This is a genomic window from Gardnerella sp. KA01000 (genome assembly GCF_049244035.1).
In the GTDB taxonomy this organism is placed as follows: Bacteria; Actinomycetota; Actinomycetes; order Actinomycetales; family Bifidobacteriaceae; genus Bifidobacterium; species Bifidobacterium leopoldii.
Map to the genome: position 1 here is coordinate 381,904 of NZ_CP058367.1, position 21,123 is coordinate 403,026.

The following is a 21,123-nucleotide window of genomic DNA, read 5'->3' on the forward strand; positions in this document are numbered from 1 at the left end:
CTTTGAAACTAAGCGATTAAAATATAAATAAATTATTACGAGAGGCAATTATGGGTCGCGTGAGGTCAAGCAAATCGTACGATGCTGATGCAAATAATTCGCATCGTCGTACCGTTTCAAGTCTTAATATTGCGCGTACTGAAGAGTCTCGTAGTAATAAATCAAGCAGCATTGCGTCTCGTAGTAGTGCGTCTCGTAGCGCTGAATTGCTTAATAATGAATTGCGTAGTGGTGTATTGCGTGGCATAGCGCGTGGTGCGAAATCTAATATCGGAAAATCTAATATAAAAAAATCTACTATCGAAAAAACGCGTGATGAAAAAATTCATATTTCTAAACCTAGATCTGCTTCGTCGTTGCGCAAAGACCAGCGTTTCCAAAGGCATATAATCAGCCAAAACACATCGCAAATACGAGTAGCTGATGTTAATGAAAAAAATCATCAAGGTAAGTTTGTTGACGCTAGACTTTTGCCGAAGCTTGATTTTGTAAGAAAAACTTTAAGTCAAACTTCTGGTTCTCTTGGAATGATTACTCGTCCTAGAATAATTAATTTTCGAGAGCGTTTGAAAGAACGTAAATCTGCTTATTTGCAATTTACTGTTAAACGAATTCTTGCAATTCTTGCAGTGATTGCCTCTGTTTCGGCGATTGTTTGGTTTTTATTCTTCTCGCCAGTTTTTCTTCTTAAGTCTAGCGATATAAGTATTTCTGGATCTAACGAGTGGGTGAGTGAGCAAAAAATTGCTTCAATTGCGTCAACTCAGGTTGGTAAATCACTATTTTTAGTTTCTTCTCAAGAAGTAATTAACCAACTTAACGATATTCCTGGCGTAACTGAAGCAAAAGTTTCTAAGAATTTTCCTAATGGTTTGCATGTTTCTGTACATGCGCAACGTCCTGCAGCAATGCTCAAAACTCGAGATAGCAATAAATTAACTGCTGTTGACGCTAAAGGTCGCGTGTTAAATGCCGTAGCTCAAGTTACAACACAAGGAATACCTGTTATTGAAGTTTCAAATGTGCAAAGAAGTTTGAATAATAGAGCGGTACTTGAAGCTGTAAAAATTGTTAGTTCACTTTCGGAATCTTTGCGAGCTAGAGTTACGAGAGTTAGTGCAAAAACTCAAGATTCTGTCGAAACAGAATTAGGGGATGTTAAAAAAACTATTATATGGGGCAATTCGTCTCAGATTGAGTTAAAGAAAGCTATTGTTGCCAAGATTATTGATGATCCTAGTAAAATTGGAAACAAACGCAGCTTAGATGTGTCTGCTCCTGTGCGTCCAATTCTTAAATAGGGTTTTAAAACTTTATTAATTGCATTGTCAAGATTAGGTGTATAATAGTAATTCGTGTGTGCCAACGGCGTGCCTTATGTTATAGGCGTGCGTGTTGGGATATCCCAAGTGCCAAAGATAGTGCGCAGTAATGTGTGGCTGGAGGCGCGAGGGCCATCGGGCCGGTGGACTGTGGCTTTTACTCTTTAACCGATTCTTTGGTTATGGTGTGCTGCAGTGTGGCGGTTTTCACCAAATAGAAAATAACAATGAATCGGAGAACTTAAGTTGCCTACGATTGAACAACTTGTCCGTAAAGGACGTCAGGCCAAGCCGAAAAAGTCAAAGACTTTGGCCTTGAAGGGTAGCCCGCTGCGTCGTGGCGTGTGCACCCGTGTGTACACCACCACTCCTAAGAAGCCAAATTCCGCGCTTCGTAAGGTTGCTCGTGTGCGCCTCAGCTCTGGTATTGAAGTAACCGCCTATATTCCAGGCGAAGGTCACAACTTGCAGGAGCACTCCATCGTGCTCGTGCGTGGTGGCCGTGTGAAGGATCTCCCAGGTGTGCGTTACCACATCGTGCGTGGCGCATTAGATACCCAGGGTGTCAAGGACCGCAAGCAGGGTCGTTCCCTGTATGGAGCAAAGAAGGCGAAGTAAAACATGTCACGTAAAGGACCTGCAAAAAAGCATCAACTGCTTCCTGATCCAATCTACGGCTCGACCGTCGTGGCTCAGTTGATTAACAAAATCCTTCTCGATGGTAAGAAGTCCATCGCAGAAAACATCGTCTACACCGCTCTTGAGCAGGTGAAGGCAAAGACCGAGCAGGAGCCAGTTTCTGTATTGAAGCGCGCTCTTGATAACATTCGTCCAAATCTTGAGGTTCGTTCTCGCCGCGTTGGTGGCGCAACTTACCAGGTTCCAGTCGAAGTTAAGCCTGCTCGTGCAAACACTCTTTCCCTCCGCTGGCTTACTGACTTCTCACGTGTTCGTCGTGAAAAGACTATGGCTGAGCGTTTGGCCAACGAAATTCTCGATGCCTCCAATGGCTTGGGTGCTTCCGTGAAGCGCCGCGAGGATACCCACAAGATGGCAGAAGCAAACAAGGCTTTTGCTCACTATCGCTGGTAATCCACAAGATAATCGGTATCTTAAAGAGCTAAGGATAAGAATATGGCACAAGATGTGCTTAACGACCTGAATATGGTTCGTAATATCGGCATCATGGCGCACATTGATGCTGGTAAGACTACTACCACCGAACGTATTCTTTACTACACTGGTAAGAACTACAAGATCGGTGAAACTCATGATGGTGCTTCTACCATGGACTTCATGGCTCAGGAGCAGGAGCGCGGTATTACTATTCAGTCTGCTGCAACTACCTGCTTCTGGAAGCGTCAGACTCATGACGTTGATGATCGCTATCAGATCAACATCATCGATACCCCAGGCCACGTGGACTTCACCGCTGAGGTGGAACGTTCCCTTCGCGTGCTCGATGGTGCTGTAGCAGTCTTCGATGGTAAGGAAGGTGTGGAACCTCAGTCCGAAACCGTGTGGCGTCAGGCTGATAAGTATAGCGTCCCACGTATCTGCTTCATCAATAAGATGGATAAGCTTGGCGCTGATTTCTACTATTCTGTCAAGACCATCAAGGAGAAGCTCGGTGCAACTCCACTCGTTATTCAGCTTCCAATCGGTGCTGAAAACGACTTCGTCGGCGTTGTTGACTTGATTCGTATGAAGGCTTACGTCTGGAATGACGTTAAGGACGATATGGGTGCTCACTATGACACCGTTGACATTCCTGAAGATTTGCAGGAACGTGCAGAACAGTATCGTGCTGAGCTTATGGATCAGGTTGCTGAAGCTGACGATGAGCTGGTTGAGAAGTATCTTGAAACTGGCGAACTTACTGAAGAAGAAATGCGCGCTGGTATCCGTAAGCTTACCATTGAGCGTAAGGCATTCCCAGTAACTTGCGGTTCTGCATTCAAGGATAAGGGTGTTCAGCCAATGCTGGATGCTGTTGTCGACTTCCTCCCAAGCCCAGAAGATGTTCCATCTATTAAGGGCTTCAAGCCAGGCGATGAATCCGTTGAAATTGACCGTAAGCCAGTTAATACAGATCCATTCGCAGCATTGGTATTCAAGATTTCAACCCATCCATTCTATGGCAAGCTCGTGTTCGTGCGCGTTTACTCTGGCGAAGTAAAGCCAGGCGATTCCGTGTACGATTCCACGAAGTCCAAGAAGGAACGCGTTGGTAAGATCTTCCAGATGCATGCTGATAAGGAAAATCCTGTAGATTCAGCTGAAGCTGGTAACATCTACACCTTCGTTGGTTTGAAGAACGTCAGCACTGGTGATACTTTGTGCGACGAAAAGAACCCAATTTCTTTGGAATCCATGACATTCCCAGATCCTGTTATCGAGGTTGCTGTGGAGCCAAAGACGAAGGCTGATCAGGAAAAGATGAGCTTGGCTTTGGCTAAGCTTTCTGACGAGGATCCTACATTCCAGGTTAAGACCGATGAGGAATCTGGTCAGACTTTGATTTCCGGTATGGGCGAGCTTCAGCTTGACATTATCGTTGATCGTATGCGTCGTGAGTTCAAGGTCGAAGCGAACGTTGGTAAGCCACAAGTTGCTTACCGTGAGACGATTCGTAAGGCTGTTATGAACCAGGAATACACTCACAAGAAGCAGACCGGTGGTTCTGGTCAGTTCGCAAAGGTTTTGATGAACTTCGAGCCTCTCGACACAGAATCTGGCGAAACCTACCAGTTTGTCAACGAAGTTACCGGCGGCCACATCACCAAGGAATTCATTCCTTCAATCGATGCAGGCGTGCAGGAAGCTATGGAATCCGGCGTTTTGGCTGGCTTCCCAGTTGTGGGTGTAAAAGCAACCGTCACCGACGGTCAGACTCACGATGTCGATTCTTCGGAAATGGCCTTCAAGATTGCAGGTTCCATGTGCTTCAAGGAAGCTGCTCCTAAGGCTAATCCGGTAATTCTCGAACCAATTATGGCTGTCGAAGTCCGTACTCCAGAAGAGTACATGGGCGATGTCATGGGCGATTTGAACTCTCGTCGCGGTAACATCCAGTCTATGACTGATGCTACTGGCGTGAAAGTTATCGATGCCAAGGTGCCGCTGAGCGAAATGTTCGGCTACATTGGCGATCTTCGTTCTAAGACTCAGGGCCGCGCAATGTTCACCATGCAGATGGACTCTTACGCGGAGGTCCCGAAGGCCGTTTCGGACGAGATTATTAAGGCTCAGCGCGGCGAATAAAGCGCACGCTACTTCGGTGTTTTCTGTCCCCGGTCAACGCTAGAATTTCCTACGTTGACTGGGTTCTGGCACCGAAGTGGCACCTAACCCAGAAACCCAGTAATATGTAGCGAAAGACCTCTCACAAATGTGTGAGGCAAACTACGAGACGTCCAGGAGGACAAACACATGGCAAAGGAAAAGTACGAGCGTACTAAGCCGCATGTTAACATTGGTACCATTGGTCACGTTGATCACGGTAAGACTACCTTGACCGCGGCTATTTCTAAGGTGCTGCATGGCGAGTATCCAGATCTGAACCCTCAGTATGACTTCGATCAGATTGATGCCGCTCCAGAAGAGAAGGAACGCGGCATTACCATTAACATCGCACACATCGAGTATCAGACCGCTGAGCGTCACTACGCTCACGTGGACGCTCCAGGCCACGCTGATTACGTGAAGAACATGATCACCGGTGCTGCTCAGATGGATGGCGCAATCCTCGTGGTTGCTGCTACCGATGGTCCTATGGCTCAGACCCGTGAGCACGTTTTGCTCGCTAAGCAGGTCGGTGTCCCGAAGATCCTCGTTGCTTTGAACAAGTGCGATATGGTTGATGATCCAGAACTTATCGACCTCGTCGAAGAAGAGGTTCGTGACCTCCTCGAAGAAAACGGCTTCGATCGCGACTGCCCAGTCATCCGCACCTCTGCTTACGGTGCTTTGCACGATGACGCTCCAGATCACGAGAAGTGGGTAGAGACCGTCAAGGAGCTCATGAAGGCTGTTGATGAGTACATCCCAACCCCAACTCACGATCTTGACAAGCCATTCTTGATGCCAATCGAAGATGTGTTCACCATCTCCGGTCGTGGTACCGTTGTCACCGGTCGTGTTGAGCGTGGTAAGCTCCCAATCAACACCCCAGTTGAGATTGTTGGTTTGCGTCCAACTCAGACCACCACCGTTACCTCCATCGAGACCTTCCACAAGCAGATGGATGAGGCCGAGGCTGGCGATAACACTGGTCTTCTTCTCCGTGGTATCAACCGTACCGACGTTGAGCGTGGTCAGGTTGTGGCTGCTCCAGGTTCTGTGACCCCACACACCAAGTTCGAAGGCGAAGTTTACGTCTTGACCAAGGATGAAGGTGGCCGTCACTCGCCGTTCTTCTCCAACTACCGTCCACAGTTCTACTTCCGCACCACCGACGTCACCGGCGTTATCACCTTGCCAGACGGCGTTGAGATGGTTCAGCCAGGCGATCACGCAACCTTCACTGTTGAGTTGATCCAGGCTATCGCAATGGAAGAGGGCTTGACCTTCGCAGTTCGTGAAGGTGGCCGTACCGTTGGTTCCGGTCGTGTGACCAAGATTCTTGCCTAGTATTTTCTCTAACTGAAAATATTAGCTAAGGCTTAATAAAGACCCCACGAGTTTCCTCGCGGGGTCTTTATTATGTTCGTGCGCGCTTTGAAGGAGCTTGAAATCCCAATGATTTCAAGCTCCTTCAAAGCGCGATTTGGCATGCGAAGCACGGTTGTGGTTAATGCTCAAGCATGTCGTCGCGCACACAAAACACAACCCAGTTTCTAAAACCCAACCACACGAACCTGCCCTGTCTTCATCTTTATTGACGAAGACAGACCTCGCTTGCGTTGAAAGCACACTGTGCTTTCAACCCTGAGCAAGCTCGGCGCTCCGAGTTGCTTTCGCGCGCGCAATGCTGCGCTCAAGCATGTCGTCGCGCCCATGTTTGGAACACAGAACACATAAATAAAAACCCTGCCGAACGAATTCAGCAGGGTTTTTGTGTTTAGAAAATCAGAACTACTAATCTCTATTATCTCCAAGCAACTCTAGCAAGTAGATGAACATGTTAATGAAGTCCAAGAACAGCTGGAATGCGCAGAAAATAGATACTTTCTTAACCATTTCAGGCTGATTTTCATATTGTGCAAGTAATGCGCGAGTTTGCTGAGCATCATAAGCTGTTAAACCTGCAAAAATAACGATGCCAATTCCAGCCATAAGACGCATGGTTCCAGTATCTTGCCCAATAAACGAAATAATAATTTGCGCAACAACGAATACAAGTAATGCAACCATTAAAATTGGACCAGCTTTAAGCAAATCCTTTTTTGTAGTAAGTGCAAGCATTGTCAAGCACAGGAAGAATCCTGCAGTTAAAGCAAACACTAATGCCACGGATCCAAGGCTAAATACTTGAAAGACTGAGCTTAAAGTGAATCCTGTTAAAGCAGCATAAGCATAGAACAAAACTCGTACTGTTGTCTCACTCATCTTCATTAAACGCGTTCCAAGAACAACTGCTATCACAACCTGAGCAATTGCCAGCATCATCCAACCCCATCCGCGGGTTGCAAACATAAATCTAAGCCAGAAATTACCGCTCTGAGTGAACAGTGCCACAAGAGTTGTAACAATCAATCCAAGCGTCATTTCACCATAAGTGCGTCCTACTGAAACTCTTTTTGCTTCTTCAAAAGCATATGTTGCCTGAGTGTCAATAACCTCAGGAGCACCGCTTCCGTAATAATCTTGAGTAAAGTTTGTCATTATTTCTCCTTAACAGCTATGAAATAAAACGCTGTCAAGACAACGTTCTCACACAATTATAATTAAAGCATCTGGGAAAATGCTAAAAAAATACAGCATAATTTATACGTTCGTACAATAAGCTGATTTTAGTATTTCGTAATCTTGCGCTTCGCATTGATATTATGCCTTACTATTAGGTGCCTCTTCAACTTGAGGAGCACCATTAATATCGCGGTGAATACCTTGCATTTGTGTTTCAATATTTTGCAAGCTATGCGCGCAATCGAGCAAAGTTTGAGAGTGTTCAGCCAACTTTGCATCTGGCAAACCGGCTTTGTATCTTAAAGCGTGCTCCAAGCTAGCCCAATAATCCATCGCAATAGTTCGGAATTGCACTTCAACTGGCGTGTAGTGTGCTCCAGAAGACAAGAACACAGGAACTGCATAAATTACGTGCAAACTGCGGTATCCATTAGGTTTTGGATTCTTAATATAATCCTTAACTTGCAATACTTGAATGTCTGTTTGTTTAGAAAGATATTGTGCTACAGAATACACATCGTCGCAGTAGTTGCAAATTACGCGAATTCCAGCTACGTCGAAAAGATTATCACGTATAGAGCGTGTGGAAATATCTAGATGACGCCTTTGCAGCTTCTCAAAAATTGAGTGCACTGATTTAAGACGGCGTTCCATGTGGTGAATTGGGTCGTGAGAGAATCGCACCTGAAATTCGCTATCTAGAATCTCGAGCTTTGTACTTATTTCGTACATTGCTCCTTCGTAAATTTGCATCATGTTTACAAATTCGTCGATTTGGTCTTCAGGAAGCATAAGCGAATTAGTTTTGTCGCATTGGGAGCAATTTTGTTGATTTTTTGTATTGCTTACATTGCTACTTAAATTGTTGCTTTCATTAGCTGCTTCGTTGCTATGAAGACGCGCATAGAGTTCTGCTGCGTTTACGCGGTTATGACGATCAAGTATCACGTCTTTTAATAATACTATAAAAACTGCTAAACGTCTGGGAGTGCGTATGTAAATGTAATATTCTTTGCAAAGCGTGATATAAATATCTTAGGTGATTGCGCGCAAGCAAAATCTAGGAAAGTGTTTTGACGGGGAGTGTATTTTGTCTGAAAATAAGCAGGATAATATTCCTAAAGTAATTTCAATAGTTGGTCCTACAGCTTCAGGCAAAACTAGTCTTGGTATTGTGCTTGCGCAAAAATTAGCTGAGCGTGGGATTCGTGCGGAAATCATCAACGCAGACGCGTATCAAATGTATCGTTACATGGATATTGGCACGGCTAAGGCGAGTGCGCAGGAGCAGGCGGAAGTACCACACCATTTGCTTGACATTATTGATCCTGAAGAAACGATGACGGTTGCGCGCTTTCAAACTTTGGCAAGGCAGTGTATTAGTGAGTTGCAATCGCGTGGTGTGAGGCCGATTTTAGTTGGAGGATCGGGATTGTATGCTCGTGCTGCTGTGGATGATATTACATTCCCAGGCACGGATGAGTCTATTCGTGCAGCTTTGGAGGAGCGCGAGCGCAAAGAGGGAGCGAGTGCGCTGTTTGATGAGTTGAAGCAGAAGGATCCGGTTGCTGCGGCTCATATGGATGCGCGCAATCCGCGACGTACAATTCGCGCGCTTGAAGTGATTGAGCTTACAGGAAAGCCTTATTCCGCAACGCTTCCGAAGTATAAGTATGTGATTGATTGCGTGCAAATTGGCTTAGATTTGCGTCGTGAAGATTTAGATAAGCGCGTGGATTTACGTACGCAAATTATGCGTGAGCAGGGTTTTGTGGATGAGGTGCGCGCAATTCGAGGGCGATTGGGTGTGACTGCAGCTCGTGCTCTTGGCTACCAGCAGATTATGGATTATTTGGATGGCGTTTGGAGTGAGGATGAGGCTTTTGCGGATATTGCACAAAAAACTCGACGACTTGCACGCAAACAAATGGGTTGGTTTGGTAGGGATGCACGCATTTACTGGTTGGACGCGTTGCGACCGGATCTTGCGGAAGCTGCGCTCGCGATTGTTGATGCTGCGGATGCAGGGGAGTTTGATTGCAATAGTTCTGACGCTACTGAGCACGCTACTCAGCACCATCTCGGAGATGCTTTTAACGTTTAATTTAAGCCTTGGCAACATTGGGATTTGCTACAAAAAACGCCACTGTTTGAGCAGTGGCGTTTTTGCGTTTGTGGAGTCGCGGGGAATTGAACCCCGGTCCGGTGACCGTACCCTCGGTCTTCTACGTGCGTAGTCTGCTGGCCGTGCGGCAGTTTTTCTGCCCCCATGTTATCGCAGACAATTCATGGCGAGCATATCTACAGTCAAAGTCCCTGAATTGTCCTGCAGCTCGGCAATTCAAGCAAGTCTTCTTATGACGTTCAGCACCACTCCGAAGACGTGAGTGGGTGAACGGAGCAGCTGCTCACTGGTTAATCCTGGCGCGAAGCTCAGGCAGCGAGAGCGAACTCAGTGCGATTAGATTTAGCACTTATTCTTTTGCGAAAGGACGTTTACGAGTGGACTTCCGCATTCTCGGCACGCTTCCCCGCGGCGAACAGATCGCCGTCGAAACCGATCGACCCCTTTTGATTTTTCAAACAATTGTTGCTCTAGAGCACACATTTCTACATTGTATCATATTTTAACGCGACGAACTGCTTGAGCACTTATTCCTCACGGCATAGTCGTTCGGATGATTTTTTTTGGGGGGGGGTATTGATTAGTATACTATTAGTTAGGTGATTTTATTTGCCAAGCGTAAATATGAGTTGTAGTTGATTTGTAATGAATAAAAGATTATAACAAATGTTTATTTTATGTCCATATATTGTATTCATGTATGATACATATGAAGATTTATAAGTATGCGTGGTCTACTTGAAATTGGTTGGAGTGAGGAGAAATAATGGCAGAGCGTAAAGATTTACACGGTGATGTGGTACCAAGAAGAACACTTCGTAAGGCTCATGCGGTGAAGCGTTCTCGTGCTTTGCGTAAGGGAGTTGCTGGAGTTGCTGTTGCTTCAACTTTGGCAATGATGCTGCCATCTGTTGTAGCTTCCGCGCTTCAGCCTACTCAAAAAGATATTATCGATGCGTCTAATATGACGCAAAAAATGGGCAAAGGTAAGCCTGATGTAGACGAATTGAACATGCAGCGTTGGGGTGCTGGCGTGCTCAATAAGAGTGCTCAAACTCAAAAGTTTGTAGAGCTTGCGCGTCATGATGCACAAATGCAACAGTTGCGCGAGGCTGAGGGATCTCGCAAAGAGCAAGAAGATAAGAAACCTAGTGAAACTACTTCTGGTGCATCTGTGCTGAAAACGAATGCATCTCCATCTGCATTGGCTGCGTCTCCTTCTGAGCCGCTGACTAGTGTGAAAAATACCCCAGTTGCAATTTCTTCTCCCATGCCTATTATGCCTTCTGTAGGTGCTGTGAAGTCTGTAAATTCTGATAAAGCTCTTCATGACGTTCAGTCTGCTACGCATACAAATACTTCTGAGATTAAAAATGCAACTTTAGGCTCAAAGTCAAATGTTACTGAAAATACAGTAAGTGCTGCTGAATCTGCTACGGTGAGTGCGCCAGTGTCTAATTCTGTTGTAAAAAGTGCGACTGCTAATAGGCAAGCTCATCAAAATACTACTAATCCAGATACGACGAAGCCAGATACTGCGAAACCGGTTCAGAATGTTGATAATAAGCCGGCTACTACAAATACTGCAGCTACAAAGCCAGCAGAAGTAAAGCCAGAATCAACGCCAACTGCGAAGCCAGCAGAAACAAAGCAACCGGAAGCAAATGCTGGTGACGTTGATCCAGCTGAAAATCAGCAGCCTGCAAACGTAGAGCCAGCTGCTGCAGATGCGGCTCCTGCAGGTAATACAACTGCATCGTCTACTCCTGTAACTTCAACAGGTACAGAAGCTAACGCTGGTGCTGGAACTGCAGCGACCCCAGGTACAGATACAATTGCACGAACCAATGCACAAGGTTCGCAAAGCAGTGCAGAAGGTGCAACTACAGGTGCCACAGGCAAAGATAAAAGCGCTACGCCTTCAACTACTGCACAAAACTCTGCTTCCCAGAATCAATCTGCTTCTACGCCGAACAATGATACAACTCACTCAACGCCTACTTCGAGCAATCAGCCAACGCCTTCACCTTCTCCTGCACCGACCTCTGGCACACAGAACGCTGGCACACCGAACACTGGCACAACAACTAATAACGCAGCAACTGATCCAGACAGCCAGGTAATTAAGCCGAATACGGATAATCCAGAGGCGAAGAGCACAGAGCAAGCCAACGAACAGGTACAAACCGACACTAAGCCAAAAGCTACGTACAATTTGCAAATTCGCTATACGATTGGCGGTGCTGCGAATAAGCAGCTTGTACAGCCTTATGAGCTTACAATTGACCAAGAAGACTTCGATAAGCTCGACAAAGATGGTAAGTACGAATACATTGAGCTTCCGCAGGCTGCTGGATACCGTCCATCTGTATACCATTCCGGGGATTATCAGTACTACATTAAAAACGACGAAGGCAAGTTTGTTATTGACGACGGTACGGATGCGGATGCTAAGCGCTACTTGCGTTTGAGTAAGAAGCTGATTACTGAGTATGCTGTAAAGAAAAGGCCTGCTGTTGGAGCTAACAACGGCGCTCAAGCCCCGCAAGCCTCGTCATCTCAAACAACTTCGCAATCTTCATCATCTGCGCAACCGGCAGTAGAAGACGGCATTCAGTATTACGGCGAGTTGAATATCAACTACGCTCCTAAAACAGCTAAGTACTATGTGCGTCACTTGGTGCAGGATCTCGATAATAAGGATGAGTTTCACGATGCTCCAAATCTTGGCGTTGGCAAGACTATTGAAGTAACTTACAAAGATGGCAAAAAAGAACGTATCCACGTCACTGAAGTTACTGGCACTGTTGGTTCAGATGTGAGTGCTGTAGCTCTGTATATTCCAGGCTACGAGCCGGAGCATAATCTTATTAGCTCGCCACTTTCTGATTCTGAAGATGAAAAAGACAAGCTAGTTTTGAACCTTCGTTACTATCGTAAGGCGTATGAAGTTACTTACGATTCTGCTGGCGGCACGGATGTTACTGCTCAAAAAGTGTATTATGATCAGGAAGTGCCTGCGGTTCCAGAACCTACATATCGTGGTCATAAGTTCCTTGGGTGGCAGGTAGTAAAACCAGGGGATACTAATCAATCAAATACTTCTGGTAGTCCACTAATTAAAGGAAATTCTACTAACTACAAGATGCCGGATCACAATGTGCGATTCCGCGCAGTTTGGGAAGCTAACAATACTACCAGCTACCGCGTGAACGTGTGGGTACAGAAGGCGGATTTGGTAGACAAAGAGCATCCGGATTCGCTTGTAAACTACGACTTTGTTGGTCTTGTTGAGCGCACGAATGTGCAAACTGATAGCGACGTTGTGCTCGATAAGATGGATGATGCTGGTGTTGCTAAAGATACTGATGAGCTTAATGGTAAAAGCGAAGCTGATTATGTAACGAACCCGGAGCTTGGCTTAACAAAAGAAGAGCTGCAAGGTACAGATGCGAATAATCATAAAGATGGCTTAATTTCAAAGTTCAACTGGATGAACGATACGCCTGTAACAAGCTTAGACGGGTATGATACTGAGCATCCTGGTGATGCTAACAACAATGGTAAGGACTTATTCACGCGCTACTTCCACGTGAATAAGAAGCTGACTAAAGAGCTTAACAGTGAGGAACATAATCTTGTGCAGGGTCGCCCAGATTTAGGCAAACGCAGTAAAGCGAAGCTTTGCGCAAACGACTTAAACAACACTCTTAACTTAGTTTACGATCGCAACGAGTACGAGCTTATTTTTGCTAAGCCTGCTGGCGTCAATAGCGGTGACAATGTTGCTATAAAAAGAAAAGATGAAAACGGCAAAACAACTATTTATTGCTATGCTGGCGGTGGCGGTTGCTCAACGAAGTATAAAGGTAAAGATGAGGATGATAATGGCGCTAAAATTAACCATAAAGGCTACCGCGTAAATGTTCGTTACGGTCAAAAGCTTACTGATATTTGGCCTGATGTAAATGAATTATATTTTAGTGAAGAGGGAAAAGGCTCTTTAGGGTGGCAGCTTGGATTTGCGGGGGATGTAAAGTATCGTGACACTCCTCCGTATCGTTTTACTAAAGAAGAATTTGCTGACCCTAGTTGGCGTGTAGTGGGTAAGAACCAAGCGCCTAAAATTAGTGATGACCCTTCGAATCCTGATGCAAAACAATATGAGTTAAAAGATAATCAGCGTCTGCTTACTGCTGATAGCAGTGATCAAAGTCAGCCTATACAGGTGATTATTAGGAAGCAAAGTATTGCATCCGCTAAAAAGGGTGGTACAGCAAGCGATGACGATTATGAGCTTTCTACCGATTCTTATAGCAAAGATGATACTCCCAACACTGGCTATGATTATCCAGCTCCATCTATTGCTGGTTTTAATCCTGCTGATGGTTATGATAAGACAAAAGTTGGTGATGCGTTAGATTCAGACGACTTTAAAGATAATCTGGAAGTGTGGTATAACGAATCTCATGCTCATGGGAATTGGGATGATTTAAGTGAGGATGAGCAGAAAGCTTTTGCTAAAAAGTATCATTTAGCATTTCGAAAGTATAGGGGCGTTCCAGTAGATGAACAAGAAAATTATAAAGGTGATGAAGATGAATTTAATGATAACAAACCACTTGAGTTTAGGTACGACCGCAAGTCGTACGACGTGCAGTTTTATAATGCGGATGGCAATGCTATAACAGATGGCAATGTCGCTGCTAAAGAGAGATTGCCGTACGAGTATAGCTTGACTAAGCGCGGCAAAAAAGATTTGACGGGCGAAGACAAAGAGCTATACGGCAACGTTAAGTCTTACGATGATTCTGTAACTAAAGAGGGTGGTGATAACACCGCAACTCAGTTCGATGGCAAGTACACATTCACACTTAACGGCAAAACTTACTCCATCACTCGTCCTAACAATTTGCCAAAAGACTACGTGTTTAAAGGCTGGGCTGTTGATCAAGCTGGTAGTCAGCTTATAAATGGCGAGAGTGAAGATGCTAAAGGTGAAAGCAAAGATAAAAGTAAAGCTAAAGATGTTACAATGCCAGTTAATGGCATTAAGCTTTATGCTGCGTGGGGTAAGCCAACTAATATTAAGCACACGGTAACGTTTAACTACAATATGCCAAATACCGATGGAAACGGTAATGAGGTAGCTGGCACAAACGTAGTTAAGAAAAAGGAGTTCGCTCGCTACCATGTTATTGACGAAAAGGATGAAATAGGCACTCCAACTCGCAAAGGCTACGACTTCTACGGTTGGGAAATCAACAAGAATGGCAAAACTTTGCCGTACGCCTTTGGCAACAAAGTAGTAGAAGATATAACGCTTAACGCAGTGTGGGTGAAGGATACTCGCTACAAGGGCACTTTTAAGCATATATTCTTAAAGCCTGGATACACGATTTCTGACTATAAGGATGCTGCTACGAAAGAAGCCAAAGCTGCGATGGTAGACCATACCGCCGAGCAAACGGTTTCCGGCTTGCGCGAGCATTTGCGCTACAATGCGGAAGCAGTCTATAGTGACGAAACGCACTTCCCAGATAAGCATTTCACGAGCTTTGAAGCTTCGAGTACTGAATCTGAGAATACTGGCGAGTTTATTTACCAAACTTATAATATGCGCAAGTACAAAGTTCGCTATGTAACTATTGGTAAGGACGGTAAAGAAAAGGAGCTTCTTCCAGAAAGCGAAGTTAGCTCTGTAAATAGAAAGTATGACGTAGTATTCTACAAGCCTATTGAAGGCTTTAAGCCAGAAAATACGCAGCAGCGTATTGAATACGTTACTGATCCTTACGGCAAGCAAAAAGCTGACGATATTCGTACTATCACATTTAGATATGATGACGTACGCGTGCTTAAGCGTAAGGACGATTATCAAGCTCGCCCAGATCACTACACGCGTTACGTGTTTAAAGTGGCTGATGGTCAAGACTCTATGGGCAGCGTTGTTGACTGGCAGAACAAGGATGTAGCTGACGGCTCTGCTCTTGTGTACGACGCAATTAAGGGCACAAAAGCTTATCAAATGCCACTTCCAACAGTGAAAGCAAAGCCTGGATTTGAGTTTGCAGGCTGGACTTCGAAAGTCGGTTCGTCTGAAGTTGGCTCGCATACGCTTCAGTATTCCGATGGTGTAAATCGCTTGCCGATTCGCTCCGAAGAGCAGAACAATCCTGAGGTAATTTACACTGCTAACTTCAAGATAAAAGCTCCTGTTGCAATTGATACTAAGGTTTTGAAGCCAATAGATACTTTGAATCCGGCTGATCCAACTGCAGCTAAAGCTCTTATAACGAATGCTGATGAGTATCCAAGTGATGCTACGTTCTCATTCGGTAAAGACGAAAAGTTTGACAACACTCCAGGCTTGCACAAGATTAAAGTGCAAGTGCATCTTGATGGCAACATTGCTGAAACTGAAGTGCTGTACCGCACGCTGCCGGATTTGGTGTACGGAAGCGAGTGGGAGAAGTTTAAGGCTACTGACTACGGTAGCAAGCATAAAGACGAGTACGTGCCGATTACCTTTACCGGTAAGAACGATGAAGGCACTATTATTGGTCACGATGGAGATAATTCTAATCATCCTGATGACGGAGACACTACGCTTACTGCGTACGTTTATAAAGGTAAGGATGTTAGAATCCGTGTGCCGCAAGCTTTCGGTAAGGATCATAGTGCCGATAATTACCACTACGTGTTTAAGGGCTGGGCAACTAATGTTGTAAAGCCGACTGCTGAGAATCCGAATCCAGAGCAGAAGTACGATATCGATTCTGAAGGTCGTTATAAAGATGTTAAGGTTAACGATAATTCCGGCATAACTTATAACGCTGTTTACAAGAAGATTGAATACTTCTCGAGTTCCTCTGACGGCGGTGAAGTTCCTAAAGATGCTGTAGTTGCAATCTTCAAGCCTGCTCCAGGACGATTGTGGAGTGACGGCACGAGTGGACCTAAAGTGTTCTACGTAAAGAAGGGCACTGATATTTCCCAAATTACGAAGATCATTAATGGAAAGCAAGTGAATGTTCTTGAGATGCTGAAAGGCAGTCTCACTGGAGCTACTGGCACTTGGAAACGAAGCAGTATGCTTAATGACGGTAAGAAAGTTACTGAAGTTAAAGATGTTGCTGACGTGACCGGTGATTGGAAAGATGGCTGGAAAGTCAATGAACCATTCCAAGAGTTCGTGGCAGATCAAACCCCTTGGACAGAGCCAGCAGTGCAGACTGATTACCTTGTTGCTGTGCAAGATGACCCTGACACGCTTCCAAAGCTAACCGATTTTATAACTAATATGTCTCAGCTCAAAGCAGATGCTGCTGTGAATAATGGCATAGAAGACATAAAAGTCGAATACGATTTACCAACTGAAGCTGAACAAAATAAGTTAAAACAAAAAATGCTTAAGAAGCCTGCTTTGTACACTGTTCCTTTGAAAGTTACAGTTAAGTATAAGGATGCAGTGGATTACAAGACTTATAGACTTGTAGGACGCTTAAAAGTGCTTTATCAGTTGATGTACCCAGAAAGCTTGCCGAAGGAGAATACGCAGGATACTACGCAAACTGGTGCTAATGCTGAACGCAAACTAGTTTTTGATAAGACTAAGTATGTTTCAGTCAACTTTATAAATGCTCAGAGTGATAATAAGTCACCAAATGGCAAGGGTGAATTTGCTGAAGGTTCGCGCGAGTTGTACTACGCATATAAGCAATCTGCTAGTGGCGTTCGTGCACCGCAGGTTATTGGCAAGGATTACGATGCGAAAGGATACCATTACGAGTTCCAAGGCTGGGAGATGCAGGCAGCTACTGCACCTGTAGCAAATTCGACCAACACGCCAAATATTACGAATGGTACAAAGACTGCTGCATCAGTAGTCCCTGTTGTGACACTTGTTGCTACTGCGGCTCCAACACCTACTACTGTGTCGAATCCACCAAAAATTAAGCTATATTCTAGTGCTGAAATTGCTGGTATGAAGTTTAGTGGGAACACCACTTTTATAGCACGTTATAAGCTTGTGCCAAACGTAATTGACGCTTCTCAACAAGACGATATTCCAGATGGCTACGTTGCAACCATATTCCTTCCAGGATTTGGTAGAACGTGGGCTGACGGTTCGTATAAGCCAAAACTTCTGTATATTCGTCACGGAAAAGATAAAGAAGATAACATTAAGTTTGCTCAAAAAGTTGCAAACGATACTGCTGCAGAACTTTCCGGTTTTGCAAAGTGGCAAATGTATGATGCAAAGAGCCGTAAGTCAAACATACTCTTACACGACAATTGGGATATCAGCAGGCCGCGCATTTTCGTTGCTGAACAAAATGGCGCTGATGGTGTGAAGATTCCAGAAACAGTTGTTGGCGTTGGAGATAAGATTCCAAACGTCAATAAGCTCGTACATAGTGCTGACCCTAAAGTGAGTGCATCTGTAGATGAGAATGCTAAGGTTGATGTTTCAAAGCCTGGAATTTCAACAATTATGGTGAATGTAACTAAGCCTACTGATGAAATTGATAAGACTACAGGAAAGCAAAAAACTGTTACAACTAAGTTGCCTGTGCATGTGTATGTTTTGCCTAACGTGATTGCAGATAACGATTTGCCGGCTAAGGGCACTGCTGCGGCTAAGTTCATAGAAAAGAACTACACGAAGGTGACGTATGTAGCTGGTAAGGGCGGAAGTTTGCAAAAATCGCCTCTTGAGAGTGCTGGCGACAAGATAGTTTCAGTATATTGGGTACGAAACGGCGCTACTAATTTGCTTATGCCAGTTCCAGATGTGCTTGCCGATAAAGGCTACATGTTCAAGGATTGGTCGTCTGATACGACTGAAAAGCCAGCGGCTCTGGCAGATAAACGCAAGGCCACAGAAGAAGAACGAGAAGCTTTGGCTCGAATGGCAATTATGGATGGTATGCCATATGTAGCAAAGTTGATTCGTAACTCAGATAAATTTACGCTTGCTGCTTTGCAAAATCTCCTGAACGAAGCGCAAAAGCAACATGCTGCGCAAGTCTACAATGCTAAGCGTGAAGAATTAGCTCAGGTTGCTGAAAGAAATCATAAGACTGATCTAGCTTCTGAAATTCGTCAGTCTCATGATTCCTTACAAAAGATTAAGGATAAGCTTGTCCAAAATGGCATTGATGTTGACAAAGTCATTGAGCAAGTTCATGAAAAGACTTTGCTTGTAAAACTTGCTAAAGAAGCTGGAAAACCATGGCTTGCCAAGCAAATTTCCAATTCTATGTATTCTTCAATAGAAGCGCTGAAGAATTTGATGCAAGAAGCAGGAATAGACTTAACATTTGCTAATCTTGAGAACGCAATTGATAGTTATGTTCTTGATGAACAGCGAGAAGTGCTCGCTGAGCTTGCTGATGAAGCAGATAAGCCATTTGTTGCAAAGATAATTCGCAGCTCCAAGAAGTCTAGTTTGGAAGCTTTGAAGCAGGTTTTGCGCAATGCTGGAGTAAATCCAGAGATTTCGCTGCCAAAGCCTCACTCAAAACACGAAATCACTATTACTGCAAACTTCGAGAAGATGGCTCCTATGAGGTTTAAGTTTAGTGGTTCTGCTCGCGAGGGTATGTTAACGAACTTTACTTTGCAAAACATGACTGAAGGATCTGGCGATGCTACTAACAAGATTACGGTAGATGGTAAGGAAGTAACCATTAACGAGTTAATCTCAGAGGTTACGAATTCTGTAAACGGTATTAACGCAACCTGCGCTGGTACTGTATGCAAGATTTCCGGCACTCCTAAGATTGTGAATGGAAAGCCAAAAGTTGAGCTAACGTTTACTACTACCGATAAGTATGGTCGCGAAGCGGAAATTGCTGTTGAAATTGATGTGATTTCTGAGAGCAAACCAAACTCTCCAACTCCAGCACCAATTCCAAGTCCAGCACCAGCGCCTGAGCAGCCAACTCCAGCGCCTGAGCAAGTTATTCCTTCTCCTGATTCTTCTATTTCATATGACGTAACTATTGAGGATGAAAAGAAGCAAGAAAAGGATCTAAAAGAAACTGTTGAAGCAAAGCTGGAATTAGCTAAAACTGGTAGCGACACGGTTTCTTCTGCATCTGCTGGTATTTTGTCGGCAGCAATCGCAGCAATTGGTCTTGCGGTAGTAAAGACTGGCAAGCACCATCGCAAGCGTCGCAATAATAAATAATTTATTTAAATTTGGAGCGTTTGAATTTTTCATGCGCTCCATTTTTATACGAATTATAAGCGCGTCGAGGGTGGTGACTAAAATAACGAAGGTTCCGGTTCACGCTTAGCTATTGGGGCTTTGCGACCCGGGTCGCCCGAATTCCATAGGAGACATTATGAAGCAGGGTATTCATCCCGACTATCACGCAGTGCAGGTTACCTGCTCTTGCGGAAGCACTTTCGTAACTCGTTCCACCGCTGATGGCGATCACATGACGGTTGACGTGTGCTCAAAGTGCCACCCATTCTATACCGGTAAGCAGAAGATTCTCGACACCGGCGGCCGCGTGGCTCGCTTCGAGAAGCGCTACGGTAAGAAGACTAAGTAGCTTTTGTGACGCCAGCCCTGTTTTCGTGTAACTCGCGGAATCGGGGCTGGCGTTTTATGTGCTAAACATGTGTGTTTAGTGTTCTACATTTAACATTTAAATTTTTGATTTACAATCCGCGTTAAGCGCGACTACAAAGGAATATGATGGCTGAGTCAGTAGAGGAACAATTCCCGGCAGCAGTTACCGCGTTAGAAGAGTATCGCGATATTGAAAGTCGCATGGGAAGCCCGGAAGTTGCGTCAAACCCGGACGCTATTCGCAAGCTCGGCCGCAGGCACGCAGAACTCGGCTCAATCGTAAACGCTTACCTAAATTACAAGCAGCTTTGCGACGACTTTGAAGCCGCAAACGAAATGGCAAGCGACGACCCAGATTTTGCTGAAGAAGCTAAGCGCTTAGAAGAGCAGCTTCCAGCAGCAAAAGAAAAGCTTCGCACGGCATTAATTCCTAGGGATCCGGATGATGCGCGCGATATGATTATGGAAATTAAAGCTGGCACAGGCGGCGAAGAAGCTGCTCTGTTTGCTGGCGATTTATTGCGTATGTACATGCGTTATGCCGAAAAGCGCGGCTGGACTACCGTAATCCAAAGCGAAAATTCAACGGAACTTGGCGGCGTAAAAGACGTGCAGCTTGCGATTCGCGCAAAAGGTACTCCTGCTCCAGAAGACGGCGTGTGGGCAAGCATGAAGTACGAGGGTGGCGTGCATCGTGTGCAACGAATCCCAGTTACTGAATCGCAGGGGCGCATACAGACTTCCGCAGCCGGCGTAATCGTGTTTCCAGAAGCAGACGAAGATGACGACGAAATCGAAATCGATCCAAAAGATTTGAAGATCGACATTTTCATGAGCTCCGGTCCTGGTGGACAGTCCGTGAACACTACTTATTCCGCGGTTCGCATGACGCATATTCCAACCGGAATTGTTGTTAGCATGCAAGACGAAAAGTCGCAGATTCAAAACCGTGCGGCAGCCCTTCGCGTGCTAAAGTCTCGTTTGCTCGCTATGAAGCACGAGCAGGAGGCAGCAGAAGCGGCGGATATGCGCCACTCACAGGTGCGTTCGCTCGACCGCTCTGAGCGAATCCGCACGTACAATTTCCCAGAAAATCGTATTGTGGATCATCGCACGAATTACAAAGCTTACAATCTTGACCAGGTTCTTGACGGCGATTTGCAGCCTGTTATCGACAGTGATATTCAGGCGGATGAAGCTGACCGCTTAGCGCAAGCCAAGTAAGTAGCCGATTAAAA

11 protein-coding genes and 1 other RNA gene are annotated in these 21,123 nt (G+C 45.1%); 9 read left to right on the top strand and 3 right to left on the bottom strand.

What is annotated here, in order from left to right; translation table 11 throughout:
• Nucleotides 1–50: 50 nt before the first annotated feature.
• The 5 genes from HXT58_RS01355 to tuf all read left to right on the top strand — a co-directional run bounded on the left by HXT58_RS01355 (nucleotide 51) and on the right by tuf (nucleotide 5,954).
• Entirely contained in the window at nucleotides 51–1,301 is a 1,251-nt protein-coding gene (locus HXT58_RS01355; protein ID WP_415706000.1) for a cell division protein FtsQ/DivIB, read from the top strand.
• Between the two features lie 267 nt (nucleotides 1,302–1,568).
• Nucleotides 1,569–1,940: a 30S ribosomal protein S12 gene (rpsL, locus tag HXT58_RS01360; protein WP_003813881.1), complete on the top strand. Its 372-nt coding sequence runs from the start codon at nucleotides 1,569–1,571 to the stop codon at nucleotides 1,938–1,940.
• A 3-nt stretch (nucleotides 1,941–1,943) separates the two neighbouring features.
• A complete protein-coding gene (gene rpsG / locus HXT58_RS01365; protein ID WP_004107405.1) occupies nucleotides 1,944–2,414 on the top strand; it encodes a 30S ribosomal protein S7 in 471 nt (156 codons plus the stop codon).
• Nucleotides 2,415–2,456: 42 nt separating this feature from the next.
• Nucleotides 2,457–4,586: an elongation factor G gene (gene fusA / locus HXT58_RS01370; protein ID WP_004107409.1), complete on the top strand. Its 2,130-nt coding sequence runs from the start codon at nucleotides 2,457–2,459 to the stop codon at nucleotides 4,584–4,586.
• A gap of 168 nt (nucleotides 4,587–4,754) precedes the next feature.
• Nucleotides 4,755–5,954, top strand: a complete 1,200-nt coding sequence (gene tuf, locus HXT58_RS01375; RefSeq protein WP_004118785.1) for an elongation factor Tu — start codon at nucleotides 4,755–4,757, stop codon at nucleotides 5,952–5,954.
• Between the two features lie 447 nt (nucleotides 5,955–6,401).
• Here the strand turns inward: tuf and HXT58_RS01380 are convergent, their stop codons facing one another.
• Nucleotides 6,402–7,148: a Bax inhibitor-1/YccA family protein gene (locus HXT58_RS01380; RefSeq protein WP_004118787.1), complete on the bottom strand. Its 747-nt coding sequence runs from the start codon at nucleotides 7,146–7,148 to the stop codon at nucleotides 6,402–6,404.
• Between the two features lie 162 nt (nucleotides 7,149–7,310).
• The gene (locus tag HXT58_RS01385) at nucleotides 7,311–8,120 is read right to left on the bottom strand and encodes a GTP pyrophosphokinase (protein WP_004107417.1); all 810 of its coding nucleotides are present in this window, start codon (nucleotides 8,118–8,120) and stop codon (nucleotides 7,311–7,313) included.
• Between the two features lie 142 nt (nucleotides 8,121–8,262).
• On the opposite strand from HXT58_RS01385, the gene miaA reads away from it, so the two are divergent.
• Nucleotides 8,263–9,276: a tRNA (adenosine(37)-N6)-dimethylallyltransferase MiaA gene (miaA, locus tag HXT58_RS01390; protein WP_415706002.1), complete on the top strand. Its 1,014-nt coding sequence runs from the start codon at nucleotides 8,263–8,265 to the stop codon at nucleotides 9,274–9,276.
• Between the two features lie 68 nt (nucleotides 9,277–9,344).
• On the opposite strand, the gene ssrA is transcribed toward miaA, so the two are convergent.
• Nucleotides 9,345–9,741, bottom strand: a transfer-messenger RNA (tmRNA) gene (gene ssrA / locus HXT58_RS01395).
• Between the two features lie 322 nt (nucleotides 9,742–10,063).
• On the opposite strand from ssrA, the gene HXT58_RS01400 reads away from it, so the two are divergent.
• From HXT58_RS01400 to prfA, 3 genes are all read left to right on the top strand, one after another.
• Complete coding sequence (locus HXT58_RS01400; RefSeq protein WP_415706004.1) at nucleotides 10,064–19,495, top strand: InlB B-repeat-containing protein; 9,432 nt, start codon at nucleotides 10,064–10,066, stop codon at nucleotides 19,493–19,495.
• 157 nt (nucleotides 19,496–19,652) lie between these two features.
• Entirely contained in the window at nucleotides 19,653–19,865 is a 213-nt protein-coding gene (gene rpmE / locus HXT58_RS01405) for a 50S ribosomal protein L31 (RefSeq protein WP_004118797.1), read from the top strand.
• A gap of 146 nt (nucleotides 19,866–20,011) precedes the next feature.
• Nucleotides 20,012–21,109 (top strand): peptide chain release factor 1, encoded by a 1,098-nt coding sequence (prfA, locus tag HXT58_RS01410; protein ID WP_004118799.1) that lies wholly within the window; start codon nucleotides 20,012–20,014, stop codon nucleotides 21,107–21,109.
• Nucleotides 21,110–21,123 lie beyond the last annotated feature (14 nt).

What these genes read in the sequence shown, in the direction of transcription:
- HXT58_RS01355 (WP_415706000.1), top strand. Translation starts at nt 51, where the DNA reads ATGGGTCGCGTGAGGTCAAGCAAATCGTACGATGCTGATGCAAATAAT.
- rpsG (WP_004107405.1), top strand. Translation starts at nt 1,944, where the DNA reads ATGTCACGTAAAGGACCTGCAAAAAAGCATCAACTGCTTCCTGATCCA.
- fusA (WP_004107409.1), top strand. Translation starts at nt 2,457, where the DNA reads ATGGCACAAGATGTGCTTAACGACCTGAATATGGTTCGTAATATCGGC.
- prfA (WP_004118799.1), top strand. Translation starts at nt 20,012, where the DNA reads ATGGCTGAGTCAGTAGAGGAACAATTCCCGGCAGCAGTTACCGCGTTA.
- HXT58_RS01400 (WP_415706004.1), top strand. Translation starts at nt 10,064, where the DNA reads ATGGCAGAGCGTAAAGATTTACACGGTGATGTGGTACCAAGAAGAACA.
- rpmE (WP_004118797.1), top strand. Translation starts at nt 19,653, where the DNA reads ATGAAGCAGGGTATTCATCCCGACTATCACGCAGTGCAGGTTACCTGC.
- tuf (WP_004118785.1), top strand. Translation starts at nt 4,755, where the DNA reads ATGGCAAAGGAAAAGTACGAGCGTACTAAGCCGCATGTTAACATTGGT.
- HXT58_RS01380 (WP_004118787.1), bottom strand. Translation starts at nt 7,148, where the DNA reads ATGACAAACTTTACTCAAGATTATTACGGAAGCGGTGCTCCTGAGGTT.